Source organism: Paenibacillus pectinilyticus (assembly GCF_001700435.1).
GTDB lineage: Bacteria > Bacillota > Bacilli > Paenibacillales > NBRC-103111 > Paenibacillus_E > Paenibacillus_E pectinilyticus.
In genome coordinates, this window is record NZ_LYPC01000011.1 from 213605 (window position 1) to 235221 (window position 21617).

Annotated in this window: 18 protein-coding genes and 1 riboswitch; of the genes, 3 read left to right on the plus strand and 15 right to left on the minus strand. The window is 48.7% G+C overall.

The genetic code is table 11. The features are described from left to right. Positions 1-118 precede the first annotated feature (118 nt). Positions 119-1282, plus strand: coding sequence for an iron-containing alcohol dehydrogenase (locus tag A8709_RS04765; protein WP_065851033.1), 1164 nt, complete (start codon positions 119-121; stop codon positions 1280-1282). 393 nt (positions 1283-1675) lie between these two features. Here the strand turns inward: A8709_RS04765 and A8709_RS04770 are convergent, their stop codons facing one another. The 4 genes from A8709_RS04770 to A8709_RS04785 form a co-directional block, all read right to left on the minus strand. After that, the gene (locus A8709_RS04770; RefSeq protein WP_065851034.1) at positions 1676-4015 is read right to left on the minus strand and encodes an ATP-dependent DNA helicase; all 2340 of its coding nucleotides are present in this window, start codon (positions 4013-4015) and stop codon (positions 1676-1678) included. Between the two features lie 107 nt (positions 4016-4122). Then, complete coding sequence (locus A8709_RS04775; protein WP_065851035.1) at positions 4123-5592, minus strand: M23 family metallopeptidase; 1470 nt, start codon at positions 5590-5592, stop codon at positions 4123-4125. 128 nt (positions 5593-5720) lie between these two features. After that, positions 5721-5948, minus strand: coding sequence for a cold-shock protein (locus tag A8709_RS04780; protein ID WP_056622331.1), 228 nt, complete (start codon positions 5946-5948; stop codon positions 5721-5723). Between the two features lie 90 nt (positions 5949-6038). Then, complete coding sequence (locus A8709_RS04785; protein ID WP_028555206.1) at positions 6039-6239, minus strand: cold-shock protein; 201 nt, start codon at positions 6237-6239, stop codon at positions 6039-6041. 307 nt (positions 6240-6546) lie between these two features. Between A8709_RS04785 and A8709_RS35050 the strand changes: the two genes are divergently transcribed. Together A8709_RS35050 and A8709_RS04795 are read left to right on the plus strand one after the other, a co-directional pair. Continuing rightward, complete coding sequence (locus tag A8709_RS35050; RefSeq protein WP_065851036.1) at positions 6547-8763, plus strand: multicopper oxidase family protein; 2217 nt, start codon at positions 6547-6549, stop codon at positions 8761-8763. 129 nt (positions 8764-8892) lie between these two features. Further along, positions 8893-8992: riboswitch (purine riboswitch) on the plus strand. Positions 8993-9062: 70 nt separating this feature from the next. After that, positions 9063-10397 carry a 5'-deoxyadenosine deaminase gene (locus A8709_RS04795; protein ID WP_065851037.1) on the plus strand — a complete coding sequence of 445 codons (1335 nt, stop codon included), beginning with the start codon at positions 9063-9065 and terminating at the stop codon, positions 10395-10397. A gap of 144 nt (positions 10398-10541) precedes the next feature. Here the strand turns inward: A8709_RS04795 and A8709_RS34405 are convergent, their stop codons facing one another. The 11 genes from A8709_RS34405 to A8709_RS04845 form a co-directional block, all read right to left on the minus strand. Continuing rightward, positions 10542-10679, minus strand: coding sequence for a hypothetical protein (locus A8709_RS34405; RefSeq protein WP_167357004.1), 138 nt, complete (start codon positions 10677-10679; stop codon positions 10542-10544). Positions 10680-10851: 172 nt separating this feature from the next. Then, complete coding sequence (locus A8709_RS04800; RefSeq protein WP_028555213.1) at positions 10852-11052, minus strand: cold-shock protein; 201 nt, start codon at positions 11050-11052, stop codon at positions 10852-10854. Positions 11053-11221: 169 nt separating this feature from the next. Further along, positions 11222-11440, minus strand: a complete 219-nt coding sequence (locus tag A8709_RS04805; RefSeq protein WP_065851038.1) for a helix-turn-helix domain-containing protein — start codon at positions 11438-11440, stop codon at positions 11222-11224. A 12-nt stretch (positions 11441-11452) separates the two neighbouring features. Continuing rightward, complete coding sequence (locus A8709_RS04810) at positions 11453-11851, minus strand: pyrophosphohydrolase domain-containing protein (protein ID WP_065851039.1); 399 nt, start codon at positions 11849-11851, stop codon at positions 11453-11455. Positions 11852-11929: 78 nt separating this feature from the next. Next, positions 11930-12475: a C40 family peptidase gene (locus tag A8709_RS04815; protein ID WP_065851040.1), complete on the minus strand. Its 546-nt coding sequence runs from the start codon at positions 12473-12475 to the stop codon at positions 11930-11932. Positions 12476-12632: 157 nt separating this feature from the next. Next, complete coding sequence (locus tag A8709_RS04820) at positions 12633-13832, minus strand: response regulator (protein WP_065851041.1); 1200 nt, start codon at positions 13830-13832, stop codon at positions 12633-12635. Positions 13833-13841: 9 nt separating this feature from the next. Further along, complete coding sequence (locus A8709_RS04825) at positions 13842-15692, minus strand: sensor histidine kinase (protein WP_425262308.1); 1851 nt, start codon at positions 15690-15692, stop codon at positions 13842-13844. Positions 15693-15745: 53 nt separating this feature from the next. After that, on the minus strand, positions 15746-16627 hold the full coding sequence (locus tag A8709_RS04830) for a carbohydrate ABC transporter permease (RefSeq protein ID WP_065851043.1): 882 nt from the start codon (positions 16625-16627) through the stop codon (positions 15746-15748). Between the two features lie 16 nt (positions 16628-16643). Then, entirely contained in the window at positions 16644-17534 is an 891-nt protein-coding gene (locus A8709_RS04835; RefSeq protein ID WP_065851044.1) for a carbohydrate ABC transporter permease, read from the minus strand. Between the two features lie 104 nt (positions 17535-17638). Continuing rightward, positions 17639-18991, minus strand: a complete 1353-nt coding sequence (locus A8709_RS04840) for an extracellular solute-binding protein (protein WP_065851045.1) — start codon at positions 18989-18991, stop codon at positions 17639-17641. A gap of 258 nt (positions 18992-19249) precedes the next feature. After that, positions 19250-21550 (minus strand): DUF4962 domain-containing protein, encoded by a 2301-nt coding sequence (locus A8709_RS04845; protein WP_065851046.1) that lies wholly within the window; start codon positions 21548-21550, stop codon positions 19250-19252. Between the last annotated feature and the right edge of the window lie 67 nt (positions 21551-21617).

Consider the following 21617-nt stretch of genomic DNA (forward strand, 5'->3'; position numbering starts at 1 on the left):
CACCTCTCCTACAGTTGCCCTGTGTATAGCTCGGAGATTTTGTTTTTATGGAATGGTTTCTATACAATAGGAAGAGGACAGAGATTCAATCCCTAGTCATATTCAAGGAGGCATGATCATGAATACTTTCACATTTTATAATCCAACCACCCTGCATTTCGGTCAGGATCAACTAGACAAGCTAACTACCGAGGTACCGAAGTACGGGAAACATATTCTACTCGTGTACGGCGGAGGCAGCATCAAAAGTAACGGCATCTACGACAAAGTCGTAACCTTGCTGCAAGGTTTGGATGCAACGATCGTTGAACTTAGCGGCGTTGAGCCCAATCCTCGACTAACGACCGTTCACCGCGGCGTTGAGTTGTGCCGTAGTCAAAACATCGATCTCATCCTTGCTGTCGGCGGTGGCAGTGTTATCGACTGTGCCAAAGCGATTGCTGTTGGCGCCAAATACGATGGCGACTTCTGGGATATTGCAACGCGTAAAGCTGCTGCTACTGGTGCTCTTCCCCTTGCTACGGTATTGACGATTGCGGCGACGGGCTCGGAAATGAACGCTGGTTCCGTTATCACCAACTGGGAGACTCAAGATAAACTCGGTTGGGGCAGCCCCTACTCTTTCCCAAAATTCTCCATTCTCGACCCAGCTCACACGACATCTTTGCCTGAAAATCAAACTGTGTATGGCATGGTTGATATTATGTCACATGTGTTTGAACAGTACTTCCATCATGGTGCTAACACGCCGTTGCAGGATGGTTTCTGCGAAACCATTCTTCGCACCGTGATTGAAACAGCTCCTTTGTTGCTGCAGGATCTGGGCAATCTCGATCACCGCGCAACGATTCTCTACAGCGGTACAATGGCGCTGAATGGCATCCTTAGCATGGGCGTGCGCGGGGATTGGGCGACACATAACCTGGAGCATGCGGTTTCCGCTGTCCATGATATCCCGCACGGCGGCGGTCTGGCGATTCTCTTCCCGAACTGGATGACCTACACCCTCGATTCCAATGTGGGGCGCTTCAAGCAGTTCGCGCAGCGCGTCTTCGGCATCGATGCCGCTGGCAAAACTGATAAACAAGTGGCAGAAGAAGGCATCGCGGCTCTACGCGCGTTCTTCACAAGCATTGGCGCACCTAGCCGCTTGGCCGACTACAACATCGATGACTCCACCATCGAGCTCATGGCTGATAAAGCCATGATTTATGGCGACTTCGGCAACTTCCAGAAGCTGACGCGTGCGGATGTGGTGAAGATTTATCAGATGTCGCTATAGGCGATAACGAATATAGAAGAAGCGTTGCACTAGGTGCAACGCTTTTTTCCGTGCCCGGCGGCGGTTTGCTCCGCACTGGGCGCTGGTTCCCGAAGCTTAAGGCCTCAAATAGGCCTTACAGCTGCTCCTCCAGCAGCCACGGTATGCTGTAACGACCAAAATGGGCGCTACAGCATCATTTACTCTGCGCCCGCACTGATTCCCAACCCCTAAGGCCCCAAATGGGCCTTACAGCTACTCCTCCAGCAAACACGGGATGCGGTAGCGACCAAAATGGGCGCTACAGTCGCGCTACAGTATCTTTCGCCTACACTGGGCGCTGGTTCCCTAACCGTAGGATCCAAAATGAGCCTTCCAGACGCTCCTCCAGCCATCTCTTGGCTCACGTTACCACTAACGCTGCACCGGCAGCACCGTATATTCGCGCCACTCCTCCGGCAGCAACCGCTGATAGCGCGGCTGCAAGTACCGATCGTCGATCAGCAGCAGCACGCCGTGATCCATTTCGGAGCGAATCAACCGCCCGCCAGCCTGCTGCACTTTGTTCATGCCGGGATAGACATAAGCATAGTCGTAGCCATTGCGGCCTGTACGCTCCATATAATCCTTGATTAGGTTGCGTTCCGGACCCAATTGCGGCAAGCCGACGCCTACGACGACTACGCCCGTGAGTCGGTCGCCAACCAAGTCGATGCCCTCGGAGAAAATGCCGCCCATCACCGCAAAGCCTACCAGCGTCTGCTCCGCCCCCGCCTGGAAGGCCGCAAGAAAGTGCTCCCGCTCCTCTTCCGACATTTTGGCCTGCTGCACGAGCACGTTAAGCTCATTCCCTTCCAGGCTATCCTGCGCCTCGCTCACCAGATCTGTGAAAGCCTCATAGACGCTGCTCATATACGCATACGAAGGGAAAAACACCAAATAATTACCCGCTCGTCCCGCGACCAGCTCATAAATGGAACGAGCAATCTGCGTGCGGCTGATCTCCCGATCTTGATACCGCGTCGACAGCGGCTGCACGAAAACTTCCAGCTGCTCCTTAGCAAAAGGTGACGGTACCGTCACCGAATAATCGTCCTCCCCTGCACCCAGGGTGTCCATGAAATAGGTCAAAGGCGACAGTGTCGCCGAGAAAAACACATGCGCCCGATACCCCTTCCCCATCTGCCGCAGCAGATGCGACGGATCCAAGCAAACGAGCTTCACGCTAACCTCGTTCCGGTCACTCACTGCCAGCGTCACATAACGCTCGTCATACAGCTTAGAGATGCGCACGAAGTTCTGCGCCCCAAAATACGCTTCCAACAGTGCCGCATTCGCTGCACCGCCCCCGGCCGACCTGGCCAATTCTTTTTCAGCTGCTGCAATAAATATCTCTACATGACCAATTAACGACTCCGGGAGCGCGAACTCCACCATCATCTCCCGATCCCCTACCTGCTTGCGCAGCGCAATAAAATACGTATTTATCGCCTTTGCTGCATCATGCAGATCTGCTCGAACCCCTTTAAATTCTCGCTGAAGCGCAAGAAAGCCCGATTTATGCAGCTCGCTCCCATACATCTCCCGCGCACGGTCCACCAGATTATGGGCCTCATCAATAAGTAACGTCGTGTGGCGCTTTTGTTCTTCGAACAGTCTTTTCAAATTGACACGCGGGTCAAAAATGTAATTATAATCGCAAATCACCGCATCCGCCGCGTACGCCACATCCAGCGAGAACTCAAACGGACACACCCGATGCTTGCGCGCATACGTCTCAATCACCGTACGGGTCATCACCGTTTCCTGCCTCAGCAGATCCAGCACCGCCTCATTCACCCGATCATAGTACCCATCTGCGAACTCGCAATGCGCCGGCGTGCACCGCACCTCGTCCTTCAAGCACACTTTATCCTTCGCCGTAATGGTCACAACCTGAAGCCGCAAGCCTTTCTCCTGCAAAAGATAAAAAGCTTCCTCCGCCGCTGTACGTGTAATCGTCTTCGCCGTTAAATAAAAGAACCGTTGCAGCACGCCCTCCCCCATTGCTTTCACAGACGGAAACAGCGTCGACATCGTCTTCCCAATCCCTGTAGGCGCCTTGGCGAACAGCTTGTGCCCATCCTGAATGGTTTTGTACACCGCACCTACCAGCTTGCGCTGCCCTTCCCGATATTGCGGAAAAGGAAACGGCAGCTCCTTGATGCTCTGATTTCGACGCACCTCATGCTCGTGCTTCACTTGTGCATACGGATGGTAGCGCTGAATCACCTCATAGACGAAGGCCTCCAGCTCCTCAAACGTCGCATCCCTTACAAAATGCCGCGTCTCCTCCGTCTCCACCTGCGTATACGTAAGTTGAATTCGCATCCCACGGAGATCCCGGTCTCGAGCCACCATATAGGCGTAGCAGGTCGCCTGCGCCCAGTGCACCGGATAGGAATTCTCCTCGATTAGCGCGATATCGCCGGACGTCGATTTAATTTCATCCACAGTTAGCACGTCGCCGTCATCCTTACCCGCAAGCAGCCCATCACAACGCCCATCTATCACAAATAGGAGCCCCTCATACGCAATCTCGGCGGTTACATACACCTCATGCTGATCGGACTCCCCGTATTCCTTTTGCAATCTTTGATGCGCCTTCGTGCCATCTCTCAGCGCTTTACTTGATCGAAACTCCGAATCGATACTTCCACGGCTAAACACATACTCCACGAGCGATCGTACGGATAGTTGAACAAGAGGCAGCATATCATATCTCCATTTAAGAACATTTGTTCCTTATTATAACATGTGCCAGTTTGAAAAACTACTAACGACAAAAGGACACCAGCCGAAGCTGATGTCCTACACTTTTGTTATTGTTTCACCCACTGAAACGGGGATGTATTAAAAAATAAGTCCGGATTAGCCTGAATATTATGCGCCCAAAAGGTAAAATGCAAATGCGGCCCTGTTGAAAACCCCGTCGTGCCGACAAGACCGATGATATCGCCCTGTTTCACATGGTCGCCTGCTTTGACGCGCAGCTCGGAGAGATGCGCATACTGCGAGAACAACCCCATCCCATGGTCAATATAGATGGAATTGCCGGTCAAATACAGGGGTTCCGCCAACGCGACAACCCCATCGTTCGTAGCCTTGATCGGGGTGCCTTCTTTAGCGGCCAGATCAAGGGCCATGTGCGAGCTGTCGTATTTCCCGTTGACATAACGGGTGTACCCATACGGCGTCGTCAAAATCCCCTCGATCGGCTTCACGAACGGCCCTCGGAACAGAAACGTCGGCTCCGACTTGCTGCGTGCCAGATCAATCTTCTTCTGATCGGCGTCAATGCGCGCCGTATCCTGCTTCATGCTTTCCATCTGCTCCGTGACCTTCAAATACTGCGTCTCGAATTTCTTCGCTTGAATGGTCAGCTTCTGATCACCGATCGGATATATGCCAGGCTTCGTGTCCATCGTGATCGGCAAGTACGTGAAATACCCCGCTTCATACGGTTGCAGCGTGTACGTCTTATTCGCCAGCGTAACGCTGCCAGGCTCCTTGCTCCGCACAAGCACTGCATCGCCCGGCGAAGCATGGTCCGGCAGGAGCTTCCAGCTAGCGCTCATGACCGCCTGCGCCCCTGCTTCTGTGACATATAAAGAAGCTTCATCTTTGAGCTGTTGGAGATGCTTCTCCTCACCGATAATGGCGGCTTTCGTCGCCTCTGTCATCCCATCCACCCAGGTCTGTCCCCCATCCACGGTTACGAGGAGAGGGCTTTTGCTGGCTGCCGAATTGGCCAAAAGCACCCAGCCAATCTTCGGCGTCACGAACTGGGATTGCTTCACAGGCAGTGTATTGCCGTTCATCGTCACGGTGCTTAGAGCACCTTGCGCCGTAGTTGTCCCGCCCGTTCCTACAGTTGCTGCGGCGGCATCTCCTGCTGGGGTCGCTGCACTGGAAGCAGCGCCTCCGGAACCGGCCTCCAAGCTTAGCAGCTTGGCAATCGTTTCAATCCCCGCCGCATCGACACCGCTATCCGTTGACGGCGTTTCCGTCCCCGTAACTGCTACGTCCTGCCAACTTGCACCGCCATCCGAAGTTTGGACAGTACCGTCCGCGTATTTGACCCAGCCTCGATCCAGATCGAGCATCCGAAATGCCAAAGCGACACGCGGTGTCGGTGTTGGCACAGGTGCTGCTGTTACGAGGTCAGCTATTTTATCATTCGATGTTGATAATGATCCCCACGGTGATTTCCCGATCCCGATCACTATACAAGCTGCAAGGATGCAAGCACCGGCCAATAGCGGCCATTGGCGCCTTTTTCTTGATTTCACAGACGCTCCTACCTCCCTTGACGACTACGGGTTGTCCGCTTGCTGGTCGCCTTCATCTCTTCCTTCGCTAATCTCATCGTAACACAAAAAACCCGAAGACATCTACATGTCTCCGGGTTTCATAAAACCTATATTTGTACACCCTTTTTGAGCGTTTTCTGATCACTATTCGTATTATTAACTAATGGAAGTAACTTGACACTTCGAACCATTGTGGACTGACATAAATGACATGTCGGCACGTGATCGAATGCAAAATTATCTCGCATCCAGCCTTTACAGCCTTCATTTTCACAAGACCATACCGTCACATTTTCTAGAGGCATCTCTTCAAGCGACTTTTTTCTGGAATACATGGATAAACCTCCTTAGAGTACTAAGCGTCAGCTAGCTTTAAATTGAAAAAGACTGCCATTACTTACGTAAAGGCAGTCTTTTTAATTATATTACAGTTTTACAACGTTCTCAGCTTGTGGACCGCGGTTGCCTTGAACTACGCTGAATTCAACTGCTTGACCTTCGTCCAAAGTTTTGAAGCCGTCGCCTTGGATTGCGGAGAAGTGAACGAATACATCGTTGCCGCCTTCAACTTCGATGAAACCGAAACCTTTTTCTGCGTTAAACCATTTTACTGTACCAGTAGCCATTGTGAAATACCTCCAAAAATTATTAACATGTTTTTTATTCTTCAAAGAGAAAAAATTCACACATTGTAAAAGGTTCACTAACAAAAATGAAAACCCTTTAAAATATGTGAATTCAGGTTCTATTTGTCGATTGGATTTATCATACCACACGATTTATGAAAACGCAAACTATTTCCAGAGTTTACAAGTAAAAATTATGCATAGCTCGCCCCAACTTTAGTCTAGGTTCGACCTTGGTCTCCAGACGGTTTGAGGCATCGAGCAGGGGATCTATACTGGAAGTACTGAGTCTAGGAGGGTTTTCATCATGTATAACGCAAGTATCCAAACGATATTAGCCGCAAGTTTATTATTTGTCATTTTCACATCGATCGGCGCCAGCAAGGCGTCCCGATTATTGTACAGCGGGAGCTTAGAGAAGCTGAACCGCAAATCGCGTAAGCTGCTTTTCTGGGCGTGGTTCCCGGCCATTCCAGCAGCAGCTATTCTTGCCGCCATCACGTGGCTTCAGGTGAACATGGATCCGATTTTTTGGAAGGACCGCCTGTTCCTGCAGGCGCCCTTAGTCCTTGTTCCTCTTTTGAGCATATGGGTCGTGGCTGTCCCTAAATTGTTGAAGCTTCGCTATGTAATGAAACCAAGCGCAGCTGAAGGCAGCACGACAATCGAACCTGCGTTGTTCCAACGAGCCGCGAGTCTTGCCCTCATTTTTCCCTACCAATTCACTGCGCTAGGTGCCTTAACTTCCCTCTATTTCACGTTAGTGCCTTCTGTTCCTTTCTATTGGATGGACACTGCGATCCCGCTTGCCGTCTTCGTCGCTTTGGCCGCAGGGCTATGGTGGAGGCATCAATTCCGCTCCAAGCAGGTGCGCAAAATGGAGACCTATCAGGCTCCGCAGCTATGGAAACGCGCATTGACGATGACAGGCGTGCTTGCAATTATCGCGGGTGTTGGCTTTTATTTATTCACGTATGCGATGGACCAAAGTGTACTTCCCGCCGAGATGGATATGGCAAGCGGGACGGTGGATTACGGGGGCGGTGCTGCTGGCCAGCATGCCCATCATGATATGGCGGCTATGGCTGGCATGGTGTCCGTCGCAGACCTCACGGGTCCCAAAGAGGGGACACCAGATCGTCATTTCAACCTCGTCGCACAGAAGAAAACAGTCACACTCAGCTCTGGCAAAACCGTAGATGCTTGGACTTACAATGGCCAGATCCCGGGTCCTGAGCTTCGCATGAAAGAAGGGGATCTCGTTGAGGTTACCTTGACGAATCAAGATATTGAAGAGGGCGTAACGGCCCATTGGCATGGTCTTGACGTACCGAATGCGGAGGACGGCGTCGCTGGTGCTACGCAAAATGCTGTTATGCCTGGTGAAACGTATACGTATCGATTCCGTGCTGAGCAGGTGGGAACCTTCTGGTACCATTCGCATCAGGATTCGCAAGAAGCCGTTAGTAAAGGGCTTTTCGGGGCGTTGATTGTGGAACCGAAGGACGTTTCGCAAGCTAGCGGAACGGTTGGTACGGCCGCGTATGGAAGCAGCGGTGAAAATGCAGGTTTAGACCTGAACACAAACTCCAACACAAGTTCAAATTCAAATTCAATCACAAATACCACAGCATTACCCGCTGCTGCTCTGCCTTTGAAAGATATCACCGTTATGACCCATCGTTGGAAAGACACGTTCGCGATTGGCGCCAATGATGAGCTCGATCATCAAACCGTTGCACCTGGGACGCCGGTCCGCATGCGATTAATCAACACGGATGACTGGGTCGATCAAACAAACACACTGGTGGGCACGCCATTTGTAGTGTCCGCTATTGATGGCACGGATCTCAACAAGCCAGATATTCTTACCAATACACACGTAATTGTGCCAACTGGCGGTCGTTATGATCTTACGTTCGTCATGCCCGAACATCCCGTTTATTTACAGGTAGGCGATATGAAAAAGGGGGGCATGCTTCTTTCTTCTGACGGCCAGGGTAATGTCCCGGAGATGCCGAAGTCGGTGGCTTTCGATCCACTTCATTATGGAAGTCCTAAGGCAACGCCTTTTGATGCAAACACGAAATTCGATCGTGATTTCACCCTTATTTTAGATAACAAATTAGGCTTCTATAATCGAAATTTCGATTTCCTGTACACATTGAATGGTAAAGTGTTTCCGGATGCGCCGATGTTCATGGTGAAAGAGGGGGACTTGGTTAAAACGACATTCATCAATCGCGGCAATGTGGAGCATCCGATGCATTTGCATGGACATCATGTGCTGGTGCTGAGTCGCAACGGCAAACCTTCAACAGGAAGTCCGTGGTGGTCGGATACGTTAGATATTCAGCCGGGTGAAACGTATGAGGTGGCTTTCGTCGCCGATAATCCGGGTTTATGGATGGATCATTGCCATAATCTTGTTCACGCTGCTGCCGGGATGTCGATGCACCTCATGTATGAAGGGGTCGCAACGCCTTATTTTGTCGGAAGTGGCACGACGAATCACCCCGAATAACGAAAATAGCGGAAAAGCGTGTCGAATGAAAGCCGATTTTCAGAAAAGAGGGAGGGCATGTTATATTAACTAACACACTGTTGACAAAACAGCCCTCTGCGGTTTACTCTAAAGAAAAGCAGGCACGACATAATTGCATATGACTTCTTTCGTATAACCTTAATAATTGGATTAAGGGTCTCTACTTAGAAACCGTAAATTTCTAGCTACGAAAAATGTGCTGCAGATGGGCATATTTTTCATGGCTAGTTTTTTTATGCCTTCATTTTCATATATTAGGGGAGTAGGGGGATGGTTCGATGACAACGATTGTAATTAAAGATGCACAGATCGTGACGATGAATCGCAATGGAGATATTATTACGGGGGATATACGGATCGAAAATGACCGTATCACCGCGATCGGACCTGATTTGGATACTACACACGCAGATAAAATCATCAACGCCAAGAATCGCACTGTCATTCCTGGCTTTATTCAAACGCATATACATCTGTGTCAGACGTTGTTCCGTGGCAAGGGAGACGATCTGGAGCTGATGGATTGGTTAAAAAAGCGGATTTGGCCGCTGGAAGCCTCCCATGATGAGGAGTCGATCTATTACTCGGCGATGCTTGGGATTGGCGAGTTGATTCAAAGCGGCACGACGACGATCGTGGATATGGAGACGGTGCATCATACCGATTTTGCTTTTCAAGCGATTGCCGAGAGCGGTATCCGGGCATTGTCTGGCAAGGTGATGATGGACAAAGGGGACGAAGTTCCTTTCGCCTTGCAGGAAAATACGAGGGATTCCCTTCAACAAAGCGTCGATTTGCTGGAGAAATGGAACGGACATGATGACGGCCGCATCCAGTACGCGTTTTCACCGCGTTTTGTTATCTCGTGTACGGAAGAGCTGCTGCGCGAGGTGCGCAACTTATCGGAGCAGTACCAAGTGAAGGTGCACACGCACGCTTCTGAAAATCGCGGAGAAATCGAGATTGTGCAAGCCGAAACGGGCATGCGCAACGTCGTTTACCTCGATCATCTCGGCTTAGCCAATGAGCGGCTGATCTTAGCGCACTGCATCTGGCTCGATGATGAGGAGAAACGCATCATTCACGAGCGTGGCGTGCATCTCAGCCATTGTCCCGGTTCGAACCTGAAGCTCGCTTCAGGGATCGCCGAGACGCCAGAGATGCTGAAGCTGGACATCTCGCTCAGCTTAGGAGCCGATGGTGCGCCGTGCAACAACAATCTCGATATGTTCAACGAGATGCGGCTCGCTGCGCTCATCCAGAAGCCCCTCCACGGGCCGACAACGATGAACGCGCAGACGGTCTTCCGCATGGCGACCATCGGCGGCGCTCGCGCGGTCGGCATGGCGGATGAGATCGGTTCGCTCGAAGTCGGCAAGAAAGCCGACTTAGCGATCCTCGATCTCAACAACTTCCACACGTATCCGTCCTACGACGTGGATCCGATCTCGCGCATCGTCTACTCGGCGACGCGCGCTGATGTCGAAACGACCATTATCAATGGTCGCATCGTCATGGAAAACCGCATCCTGCGAACGGTTGATAAGGACATCGTCCTGCCTGAAGCCAACCGCTCGATTCAGCGGTTGTTGAAGCGAGCTAACCTGCGCTGATGTCCGTACCGCACGTTTAGAAACGGAACGAGCGTCCTCTATTTCGGCATTATGCGGTTTTCGGTTGAGTTACGGAACGACGTTCCGTTTCTCCTCAACTTATAGATATAAAATCCTCCAAGCCTCTTAGGAAATGGAGGATTTTTATTTGGCAGGTCTGTCCTCGTAATCGTAGGCCTCATCGCCATGGATGCAGCCATATAGCCCTGTCCGTGAATAGAGCGCGGGCATACCATACAGGGCGCCTTCAGGCTCTACGAGGCCGCAGAGCGTCCACAGCATGTCCATAACACTTGCTTACACTAACCAATCCCACGCACAACGAGCTAAATACAGAAAAAGAAACACTTGCACCCTAAACATTCGCACGCATTACGATCAACATACACAAAAAAGAAAGACCCTTAACAAGTTAAGGGTCTTTCTGGAGAATGCTATATTTGCAAGCTGAAGCTTACAGTTTTACAACGTTCTCAGCTTGTGGTCCGCGGTTGCCTTGAACTACGTTGAACTCAACGCGTTGGCCTTCGTCCAAAGATTTGAAACCTTCGCCAGTGATTGCGGAGAAATGTACGAATACATCGTTTCCACCTTCAACTTCGATAAATCCAAATCCTTTTTCTGCGTTAAACCATTTAACTGTTCCTACTGCCATGGGTAATACCTCCAAAGTTTTATTAACATGTCTTTTTTCTTGTTTCGAACAAAAAAATTACACATTGGAAAAGGTTTCATTTACTTAAATGATAACCCTTTGCAATACGCAATTCAGGTTTTCCCTTTAAGACTATTAATACTGTACCACACAATATTAGGTATTGCAATTATAGCTGAGAGGGATTTATTGCTAAAGCTACGAAGGATTCCCTGTCGTCAATTTTAAGCGCCACAGCTAGTGCTAATGCGACATCTTTCGACGGGACGATTCGACCATTCTCAATAGAATTTAAGATCGAATACGAGATGCCGGCTTTCTCGCCGAGCTTCCGAAGTGTAAGATTTTGCTGCTGCCGCAGCTCTTTGAGCCGGTTGTGAAAGGCCATGAGCGCCTCACCTCAACTTTCTTTATTTTTTTGTCTATGAATTTCAGTTCTAATTTTGTCGAATGGGTCTTCCCACGCTGGCGGCTTGATGGTTTTGCCCATTTCATTCTTGTGAACCGTACCGTCGGGCCAAACTTTGGACATGTTCGCATGCTGAACGATATCAAAGATCGGGCCAGGCTCAACACCCATTTCCACAAGTGTCCCCAGGACAAAATACAGCTCATCAATCATGGCATCGACTTCGTCCTCTAAGGTCGCTGCTTCCTCAAATTCATTCAGTTCTTCCTGCATCCAAGCCAGCCGCGCAGCCTTCCGCTCTTCGGACAAGCGCTGAGGAGTCACGCCCACTGGGTGTTCAAATGTTTCATGGAATTTCTTCACGGCTTCGAACGCTAATTTAAGTGTCATCGTCTATGTAGCTCCCTTGAAATGGTTTTCTACTATATACCATTTCGAGGGAGGAATGGTCAATATACGGTTTATATTTTAAAAATGACGGCCCATAATGAAACGATCTTTCCAATATCCCGAGTTCATTTCACGAACAACAACGCCTGAGCTTGTCGTATTGGAGATGAACTGCCCATTGCCAATATAAATCCCAACATGATTAATCTTGCCAGGTGTCGTCGTGCTGAACATGACTAAGTCACCCTTCACCAGGCTTGTCTTCGATTTCACCAGCGTCCCATAACTCGCTTGCGCTTTGGAGCCCCACGGGATCGTAATGCCATTCTTGCTGAATACCATTTGAGTGAACGCGGAGCAATCCATAATGAGATTCTTCGTATCTCGCACACCGTAACGATATTTCACTTTACCGATGTAGGACTTCGCTGTACTTAGAATGCTGGCAACACGGGACGAGCTTAATGACGTTGCAGACACGGTCGCTGATACATTCGCCTCCGCCACACTTGCCGTCGCGGCAGAAGCATTGTGAGGGCTTAACAGGGCAGTCCCTGTGACGAGTAAGGATAGGCTTAGGCCAACTAGAGAGTGCTTAAGGCGGTTCTTCTTCACAAAAATCATGATTGATTTCCTCCTTCGGATTAGGAATACTAGGCAATTGCCATGCTACAACCATAGCACATGCCAAATACCCTAATATTTAACAACGAAGGAGGAAAGTCGCGCCAATGCTAAACAAATGAGCAATTCTGAAAATTCCCTGAGAATTCCATGAGAATCAATCTCTTGACACCAATGAATCCGCTTTATCGCCAGTCTGTTCCTGCCTAAACTCAGAGGGCGTGACGCCGTACTTTTTCTTAAACACTTGGGAAAAATGACGCATATCTTGATAACCAATTCGCTCGGCTACGTCTGCTAGCTTCAACTTCGGGTTCAGCAGTAGCTGTTTGGCCTGCTCTAACCGCAGGTTAATGACGAAGTCCTTAAATCCTTGGCCTGTCTTTTGCTTAAACAACTGGCTGAAATATACAGGGTTCAAATAGACAATGGAAGCGACTTTCTCCAATGAAAGGTCGTCATGATAATGCGTCCGCATGTATTGGAGCGCAACTTCAACAGAACGGTCGCTGCCGCTAGCCGCGTGATGCTCATAGACCTGTGTTGTTGAGGCTTGCCGCATCCGCTGGACCTCTGCCGGCACGGATTGGAACTGCTCGATCCGCTCTGTGCTCATAATCTGAAAAGGCACCTTCAGATACTTGATGAGATGGCTTCTAAGCTCCTCTACGAGCTGAGCGATACTTGTACCCTCAGGCGGCGTAACGAGCCCTAGGAGGCTCTTACTGTCGTGTACGGTTACGAAACCCTTACCATAGCGGTCAATCAACTCTTGCAGAACGTTCTCGATAATGAAATTTTCGAGGAAGACGGCTTTATCGGTCTCCATTTTAACCATAATCAAATAGAAAAAGGGATGCTGCATAGCGAATGGGCCCATATCGATCCGCCCCGTATCCAGCCCCTGCACCCAGCGTTGGAAGACCGCTTCCTGTAGAAACCGACGATTCGTTTTCAACACTTCGGCCTCTTCGATCAGTTCCGCATCGCGGGCGATTTCCTCGCTGAGCTTCCTAATCATCTCACTGAGCACCTCTTTGCCAATCGGCTTCAGTAAATAATCCTTCGCGCCAAGCCGCACCGCCTCTTGTGCATAGGAAAACTCCGAATACGCGGAGATCACCACCCATTTCACATGGGGATGACGGCTCCGCGACATATTCATCAGCTCTAGACCTGTCATGCCTGGCATCAGAATATCTGTCAGCACGATATGTATCGTGTGGCTGCGCAGCAGAGCGATCGCCTGCTCCGCATTCGAGGCTAAGTGGATCTTATGCTCCGGATAGCGATTCTGAAGCGTTCGCTGAATGCCTTCTCGAATAATCGTTTCATCATCTACGATAAGAATATCCATGATTGATTGTTATACCCCCTTACGAGGAATCGGCATCACAATGATCACCGTAGTTCCTACCTCTTGTTTACTTTGTATACGAAGTCCATAGGTGTCTCCAAACATGAGTACAATGCGTCTATGTACATTTGTAAGGCCGATACCTCGTCGTGTTTGCTTGTTCGTGTCGATGGTGAGATCATGCGTCTTAGAGTATGGATCGCCAATGAACCTAGCATCCTCTACGAGCCGTTCCTGCATCTGGAGAAGCAGCCCTTCTTCAATCCCCACCCCATTATCTGAAATGACGATATGCAGCTCCTGCTCATGAATTTGCGTGTATACACGAAGTACACCAGGCTCACGCAAGGGCTCAAGTCCGTACTTAACGGCGTTCTCGATAATAGGCTGCAAGGTCATTTTGGGCAAAGTTACTTCCAGCCATTCCGGATCAATATCGATCTCGGTTGACACCCTGCCCTCTAAACGGTTCTCAATAATCGTCATATAATGACGCATCTGATCCAGCTCTTGCTGGAGTGTTGTTTTGGAGGCTTCCTGCCAATCACTGCTGTATCGGAACATATGTGATAAAGCTAGGATGACTTTGCCCAGGCGATCGTTCTCCCGTTCGTCCAGCATCCAGTAAATCATATCCAAGGTGTTATAGAGGAAATGAGGGTTCACTTGCGACTGCAGCGCCTGCAGCTCTGCGTTCTTCTCGCTCATTGAAGCCAATGTAATACGCTCAATTAACTCGTCCATCCGATTCACCATGCGGTTAAAAGAGGATACGAGCGAGTTAATCTCTTCGAACGATCTAACCGTTACGGAGCCTTTGAAATTCCCCATCTCGACCTGTTTCATTTCACGAATCAAGAGCTTGAGCGGAGAAGAGATGTTTTGTGAGATCAAACTAGCCAAAGCGGTAGAAAGAATAATAAGGACCACGATGACAACATATAAGTATTCCCTTGTTTTCACTATCTCGGAGTTAATATCTTGCTTGGGCGTTAGGCCAAACACGGTCCAATCCGACATTTTCGCCTTGGCGGCAACAATGAGCTGATCGGTTTGATCATCCACGATGACTTCATCCCGTTCAGGACGTGACAAACCAAGAAAGGATGGGAAGTTCTTCTTATCCTCCGCGGTCGTCGCAATGAGCCGATTCTCTCGGTCAACGATATACACACGGCTGTTCGGACTGATCGTAACGTTCGATAAGGCCGACAGAATCGGCTGCGGATTCGTTTCAATTAGCATGACACCAATGACACGGTGGTCGGTCAGATCATACAGCTTACGTCCAAATACAAAAAGCGGATTTCTCTGAAACTGATTGATCATCGACCCTTGAACCAGTCCTAACCAGACCATTTCTCCCGTGGAATCCTGCAACTTTTGGTACCAGTCCGCGGAGGCATAGTTCGTATCGATAACACTATCGAAGCCGCGCTCATAGTTGTAGTTCTTGCCGGCATTTGTGATGACATGAATCCCGATAATATCATCCCGCGAGTAATAAATCGCTCCCAAAATATTGGTAATCGTCCGCTCATTCAAAATGTTAGCGGTCATATCTGTATTCGTATCCCGATCTTCGATCAATCGAAGCATTTCATAGTTACTATTCAAGGATTTCGTAATACTATCATAGCCTTGCAGCAGCAAATCAAATAAACCAACGGTTTGTGAAATATTTTTTTGGGCCAAATCGTTAATTTTACTATGTATAATTTGAGTCGTCTTCTGATAATAAAGCACACTTACCAGCAGCACCAGTACGAGCATAGAGGTGATAAATAGCATAAAAAGCCGGTTATGAATGGAATTGAAGCCCCGTTTCACGTTGATCGTGATCCCCTTTCGCAGCGGCAATATTTGCTATTTTAACACAGCCACTACCAAATGAAAAAAAGAGAGGGGTGAAGTTAACCCTTCACCGCTCCCGCTACCATACCTTTTGTAATTTTGTCCGCTAGTAAGAAGTACACGATAATAACCGGTAATGCCCCAAGTACGAGGAAGGCACCGATTGCCCCGTAGTTAACGGAATATTGACTGACGAAGCTATTCACCCCGAATGGAAGTGTCTTGAGTCGCTCGGACGAAATGAACGTCGCCGCGAGGATGTACTCGTTCCATATATTAATGAAGGTAAGAATACATACCGTCATCATTGGAGGAACCGAGATTGGAAGAATAATCCCGGTGAAAATTTTGAAGATCCCTGCTCCATCCACAACTGCAGACTCTTCAATTTCTGCCGGAATGGATTTCATAAAGCCGCTGAGAATGAAGACTGCAACCGGCGTCTGAAATGCAATGTAAGGCAGGATAATTGAAAGATGCGTGTTCAGGATGTGCATATGTTTAAAAATAATCATGAGCGGCAACAATGTTGCCTGCATCGGCACCATCATCCCAATAAGGAAGATGAGCATAACGAGCTGGCCGTATTTCCATTTGAACCGCGTAATTGCAAAGGATGTTAGGGAACTCAAGAACAGTACGCACACCATGGTAATCAAGGTAACGAAGAGACTGTTCTTTAAGTATTGAAAGTAATGTCCCGCTTTAATGGCATTCGAGAAGTTGCTCCATTGGAACACATGCGGCAGAGCGAAAAAGCGGCCCGAGAGAATTTCCTCATTGGTTTTGAGCGAGTAAATAAACAGCCAAAGCAATGGATATACCTGTGTGACCACAAGTAGAGATAGTAAAATGATTACAAGCACTTTCAGGATAGAGAAGCCTTTGCGTCTCCGGATGATGGCAGGTTTAGCCGAAACTGCTTCCCTGGCGTTTTGCATGGTGACACTTCCCTTCCTACGTGAATTTCTTCTCTAATTTATTGAAGACGGTGTTGATAATAACGGTAGCTACGAGACATACCACAACCAAGAAGGCTGCAATCGCACTTCCATATCCATATTTCAGGGACAGGAATGAATTGTTGTACATCAGGGTTGAAATAACGTCTGTGGCATGAGCTGGACCCCCGCCTGTCATGACCATAATCATGTCAAACGCTTGTAGGGAACCGATGAAAGCTAGGACGATCGATATTTTGAAAATCGGAATATTCATAGGGAAAGTAATGTACCAGTCGGCTTTGAGGCCATCCGCTCCGTCGATCCGTGCAGCTTCATAAATATCAGCCGGGATGTTCTGAATACCGGTAAACTGGATCAATGTGTGATACCCCAGATACTGCCATAGGGCCACAAAATATAAGGAGTACATAGCGATCTTCGGATCCGTTAACCACGATCTCGTCCAGCTATGTAGATGTAGCAAATCTAACACTTGGTTAAGCATACCGCCCATTGACGCTGGGTTATAGATCGTTTTCCATAATTGACCGACAATAACAACTGATAGAATAACAGGCAAAAAGTAAGCAGAAACGAGGAAATTCGGTTTTTTGATAAAACGATTCAGCAGCATTGCCACAAGCAACGCAACCGGAATTTCAATCATAGAGAAGACAGCAAACATTAACGTACGTTTAACCGATGGCCAGAAAACAACATCATGGAACAACATGGTACGGAAATTATCAAGTCCAATGAATTTCGAAGCACCAATCCCATTCCACTCCAACAATCCACTGTACATGGATACGAGGATAGGTACAAACACAAGACCGACATAGATAATTAAACAGGGCAGTACAAACATGGCAATCGTCCACTTGGAGACTCTTAACACATTCACTTGGCTCGCCTCCTTCATGGGGATATACCCATGGGGAACTTACCTCTGCACCTCTTAGGCGCTCCAGGTAAATTCCCGATGGGGCAACTACATTAATTTATTATTTATTTCTTGTTGTTTGTGTCGTAAGCTGTTTGGTGCTCTTTCGCTACAGTAGCAGGATCTACTTTTTGTACGAATAGGTTTTGAATGCTTGTTAAGTGACCTTGTGCAGTTCCTGGGTTCATTGTGTTATCGAACGCTAGGTCGCCACCTTTAACTTTCTTGAACAGGGCAAGAACGTCCATTGCCATATCGGAGTATCCAGCAGCTTTGAAGTCGCCGTCAACTTTTTGACCTACACCAACTGCGCCTTTAACTTTGAAAGCTTCTTTCGGGTAGTTCAACATGAAGAAGTTTAAGAAATCTTTTGTTTCTTTCAAGTGTTTGCTGTTTGCAGAGATCGCGAATGCGGATCCTGGAGCCAACATGAACTCATCTGGGTTACCTTTACCTTTAACTGTAGGGAATTGGAACACGCCAACTTTACCGTTAACGGATGAAGTTTCGATACCGCCAGTTGCCCAGCTGCCCATGTAGTACATAGCTGCTTTACCTGTTTTGAACAAGTTCTCGCCTGCGTTGTAGTCAAAGGATGTTGCGCCTTCTTGGAATGCGCCAGCTTGGATCAAGTCTTCCATGGAACCAACAGCGTCTGTGAATGCTGGGTCAGCGAATGTTTTCTTACCGTCAACAACTTGTTGTAAGAATCCAGGTCCACCGTTCGTACGAAGCAAGATGTTCATGAACAAGAAGGATCCAGTCCAAGAATCTTTCTCACCGATTGCCATTGGCTGAATGCCTTTAGCTTTCAACGTTTTCACGTCAGCAACCATTTCTTCGAATGTTTTTGGAACGTCTGCGATACCCGCTTGTTGGAACAATTCTTTGTTGTAGTAAACAACACCGATGTTGTTACCGTCTGGCAAAGCGTAGATGTTCTTGTTGAAGCTGTAGAAGTCAAGGATACCGGATTGGAACGTATCTTTAAGTCCGTTTTGCTCAACCATGTCATTCAATGGTGCGAATAGGCCAGCATCTACGAATGGTTTCATTTGTGCAGCTGGGTTCACGATTGTGATGTCCGGAACTTCTTTGGATGCTGCTTGAGTTTTCAATTTAAGCTTTTGTTGATCCGTGTTCAAGGAATCAAGCTCGATTTTGATGTTAGGGTTTTTAGCTTGGTAATCGGCAACGATTTTCTTCAACATGCCGTTTTTCGGATCCGTAGGATCTGGATATATATTTTGGAACGTGATCGTAATGTTCTCAGCTTTTGCTGTTGCAGCTGGAGCAGTTGACGCGCCTGCAGATGGTGAAGCCGTGCTTGTGCTGTCCTTAGTCGATCCGCATGCTGTTAAACTAATAGCAAGTAAGCTTGCTCCAATAACTTGTAGTGATTTGTACTTTTTCACCAATGTAAATCCCCCTCGTTTTGAGTGAATGTCTTTATGTCCTTATTATGCCGTGAAATTGGCACCCCTTACAATGTGTGAACTTTAGGTATCATGTTTGATTTCTATAGATTTATCACTTCACTTAACTTTCCCGCATAGGCGATTTTTTATGAGCTGAAATGAAATTTCATAGATTTCCCTACATCAAAGATGGAAAAAAAACGCCCTCCACTCACAGCAAATTGCTGCAAGGGAAGACGCTGATTATACGGGATATATTTAGTAGGCCTTTGGCACTTCTACGCGGTTGGTGACACCGTCTTCCGTGAAGTAAATGTGCGTATCAAACCCTTGATCGTCCATAAAATAGGATACATATTTCGGCTCGCCATGCTTGATCGGTACGAGGAGCGTCGCAATCCGATGACTCCGCGCAGACTTCGTCGTTGCTTTCAGATGCCATTGCGGCGGCAGTCCCTCGATCTCCGACTGATCGATGTCTGTAAAGCTTTGATGCTGCGAAAGCGCTAGCTCGCCCGAAGAGCAATAGACGAAACGGCCGTCCATGTCGGCCTTCCGGCCTTGCACTTTGAAGGTTTGGCCTTTTAGCTGCATCTCGTACAGCGTTTGGAACAGCCAATCCACGGTTCCCGCTTGCGCCAGATCAATATGATCCACCACCACGACGTAAGTACCAAAGAAGTAAAGCTCTCGGACATATCGTTCTAGATACGGAACGTACTCCTGGTAGGCCGCGGTCGCGTTGCTGCGCGAGTAGCCATAGCCTTTGCGCTGCTCGGCAACCTCGACGAACCCGTTAGCTGCCATGTTCAGCACTTTATTCTTCTCGGCATATTGACCCAAGCCGTCGATTAAGATGTTATTCGTGGAGCGCGTTTGCCGGCGCCAATTCATGTGCATGGTGGAGCTGAATGCCACGTAATAACCGCTCTCGATAGCCAGCGGCTCGCCATAGGCATGCAGCAAGAAGCCATTCTGGTCGCCATGACTATGGCTGACAGAGCCGTATTTGCTGCTCTTGGTCAGGAGCATAATATGACGTTCGGGGTCAGCCATATTCGAATGAAAGGCTACCCAGTCGATGTCGCGGAACCATTTGACCGACTGAATATTCGCATCTGTTGGAGCGATTGCCTCCACCTGCGGATAGTCATGGCGGTAGACCATTTCGTCAAAACGGAAATCCCACCAGCCGTAATTATAAAATTTCATCTCCGAATCCGTATCTGTCTCGCGTACACGTTCAAAGTACCATTGATACAATCCGTTTCCTGTTACCCCTGCAAATTGACGGATATTAAAGCCCGTTTTCAAACTCACGGGGTCGCCTAACGTCGATTGATCGCCAAAGCTAGCTCTTAGCGTGTCAGGACTGAACGTATATAATGGGAAATCACCGGTTTTGGTGAAAAAAGGACGTTTATAGAAGTCAATCCCCGTATACTTCTTGAGTAAATTCATCGCTTCCGTCACGAAAGCCATGCCCGTTGTCCAGTACATCGGGCCTTCCGCCCAACCACCGTCTGGCCCGCCCCATGGCGAATAGAGACACGCATAATACTCAAGCGTATAGTCTAGCCATTCCTGAACCTCTGGCTCTTCCTGCAAAAGCACGATACAGCACGGCACGAGGACGCTCGATAAGGAACGCACAGCGTGACTGTCGAAGGGAACATGATGGATTTTGGAATGTTCGATGACATGCTGAGCAATTTGGCGAGTACGCTCCAGTAGAACGTGTCGAATTTGCCCTCGTTCATCTTCGGAGAGCAAATCATACAACCAATCATAGCCCCACGCTATGGCCCCTGCCATACGAAAAGAGGCTTCATCATTGTAGTCGCGGCAGGTGGTACCGTTGACGTCCCATGTGCAGATATGGAGCAGCCAGGTTTTGGCGCGATCTTGTAAGTCAGCATTGTTGAGTAGTTTGCCTGCCACAGCCAAATGACGTACCGCATATTGCGCTTCCTGCGTATCCATATACATCTGACGCCATAGCTTGGCTACCCGCTTATTTCCTGGGTAATGAAACGGCTCGGGGATCAAATCCCGTTCGATCCAAGGTTTGACAGACTTTTCAAAGAAAATGTCGAACCCGCAATAGGTCGGATCAGCAGCTAGTTCAGTGCGGAAAGCTTCCACCTCCGAAGATTGCAGCCACAATCTTGGATGCTGGGTGTTTATTTCCGCGTAGCGCTTTGCTCTGCTCGGTAACGGCGTTTCAGGCAAATCTGCCGGTACATCGAAACGTCTGGTGCAGCTCCAAGCTGTTTGTTCGCCGCTCTCTTGGAGTAATGCATACCGCCAGTAGTATGTGCCTGCTTCTAGCGCAGCATCAGGCGTATATAAATTATACGGGATTGGTTGGATCGTCTGCGTGCCCGCTGACTCGAATGCCTCAGATTGTGCGATCTGCAGCACATAACGATCATTCTCCAGCTGCGCAGGAATCCACGTGAAGCGAGGCGGGTTCTCAAGCAACACCGTCTTCTCATTCGGCTCATATTGTACAGTTAACACACCGCTCTGCGGTTCATAAAGTGGAGATAATGGCATTGATAATTCCCTCCAGGCTGGGTTCTGTTAGGCATGATTTGGATCGTGACAGGGTCGGATTCCGGGC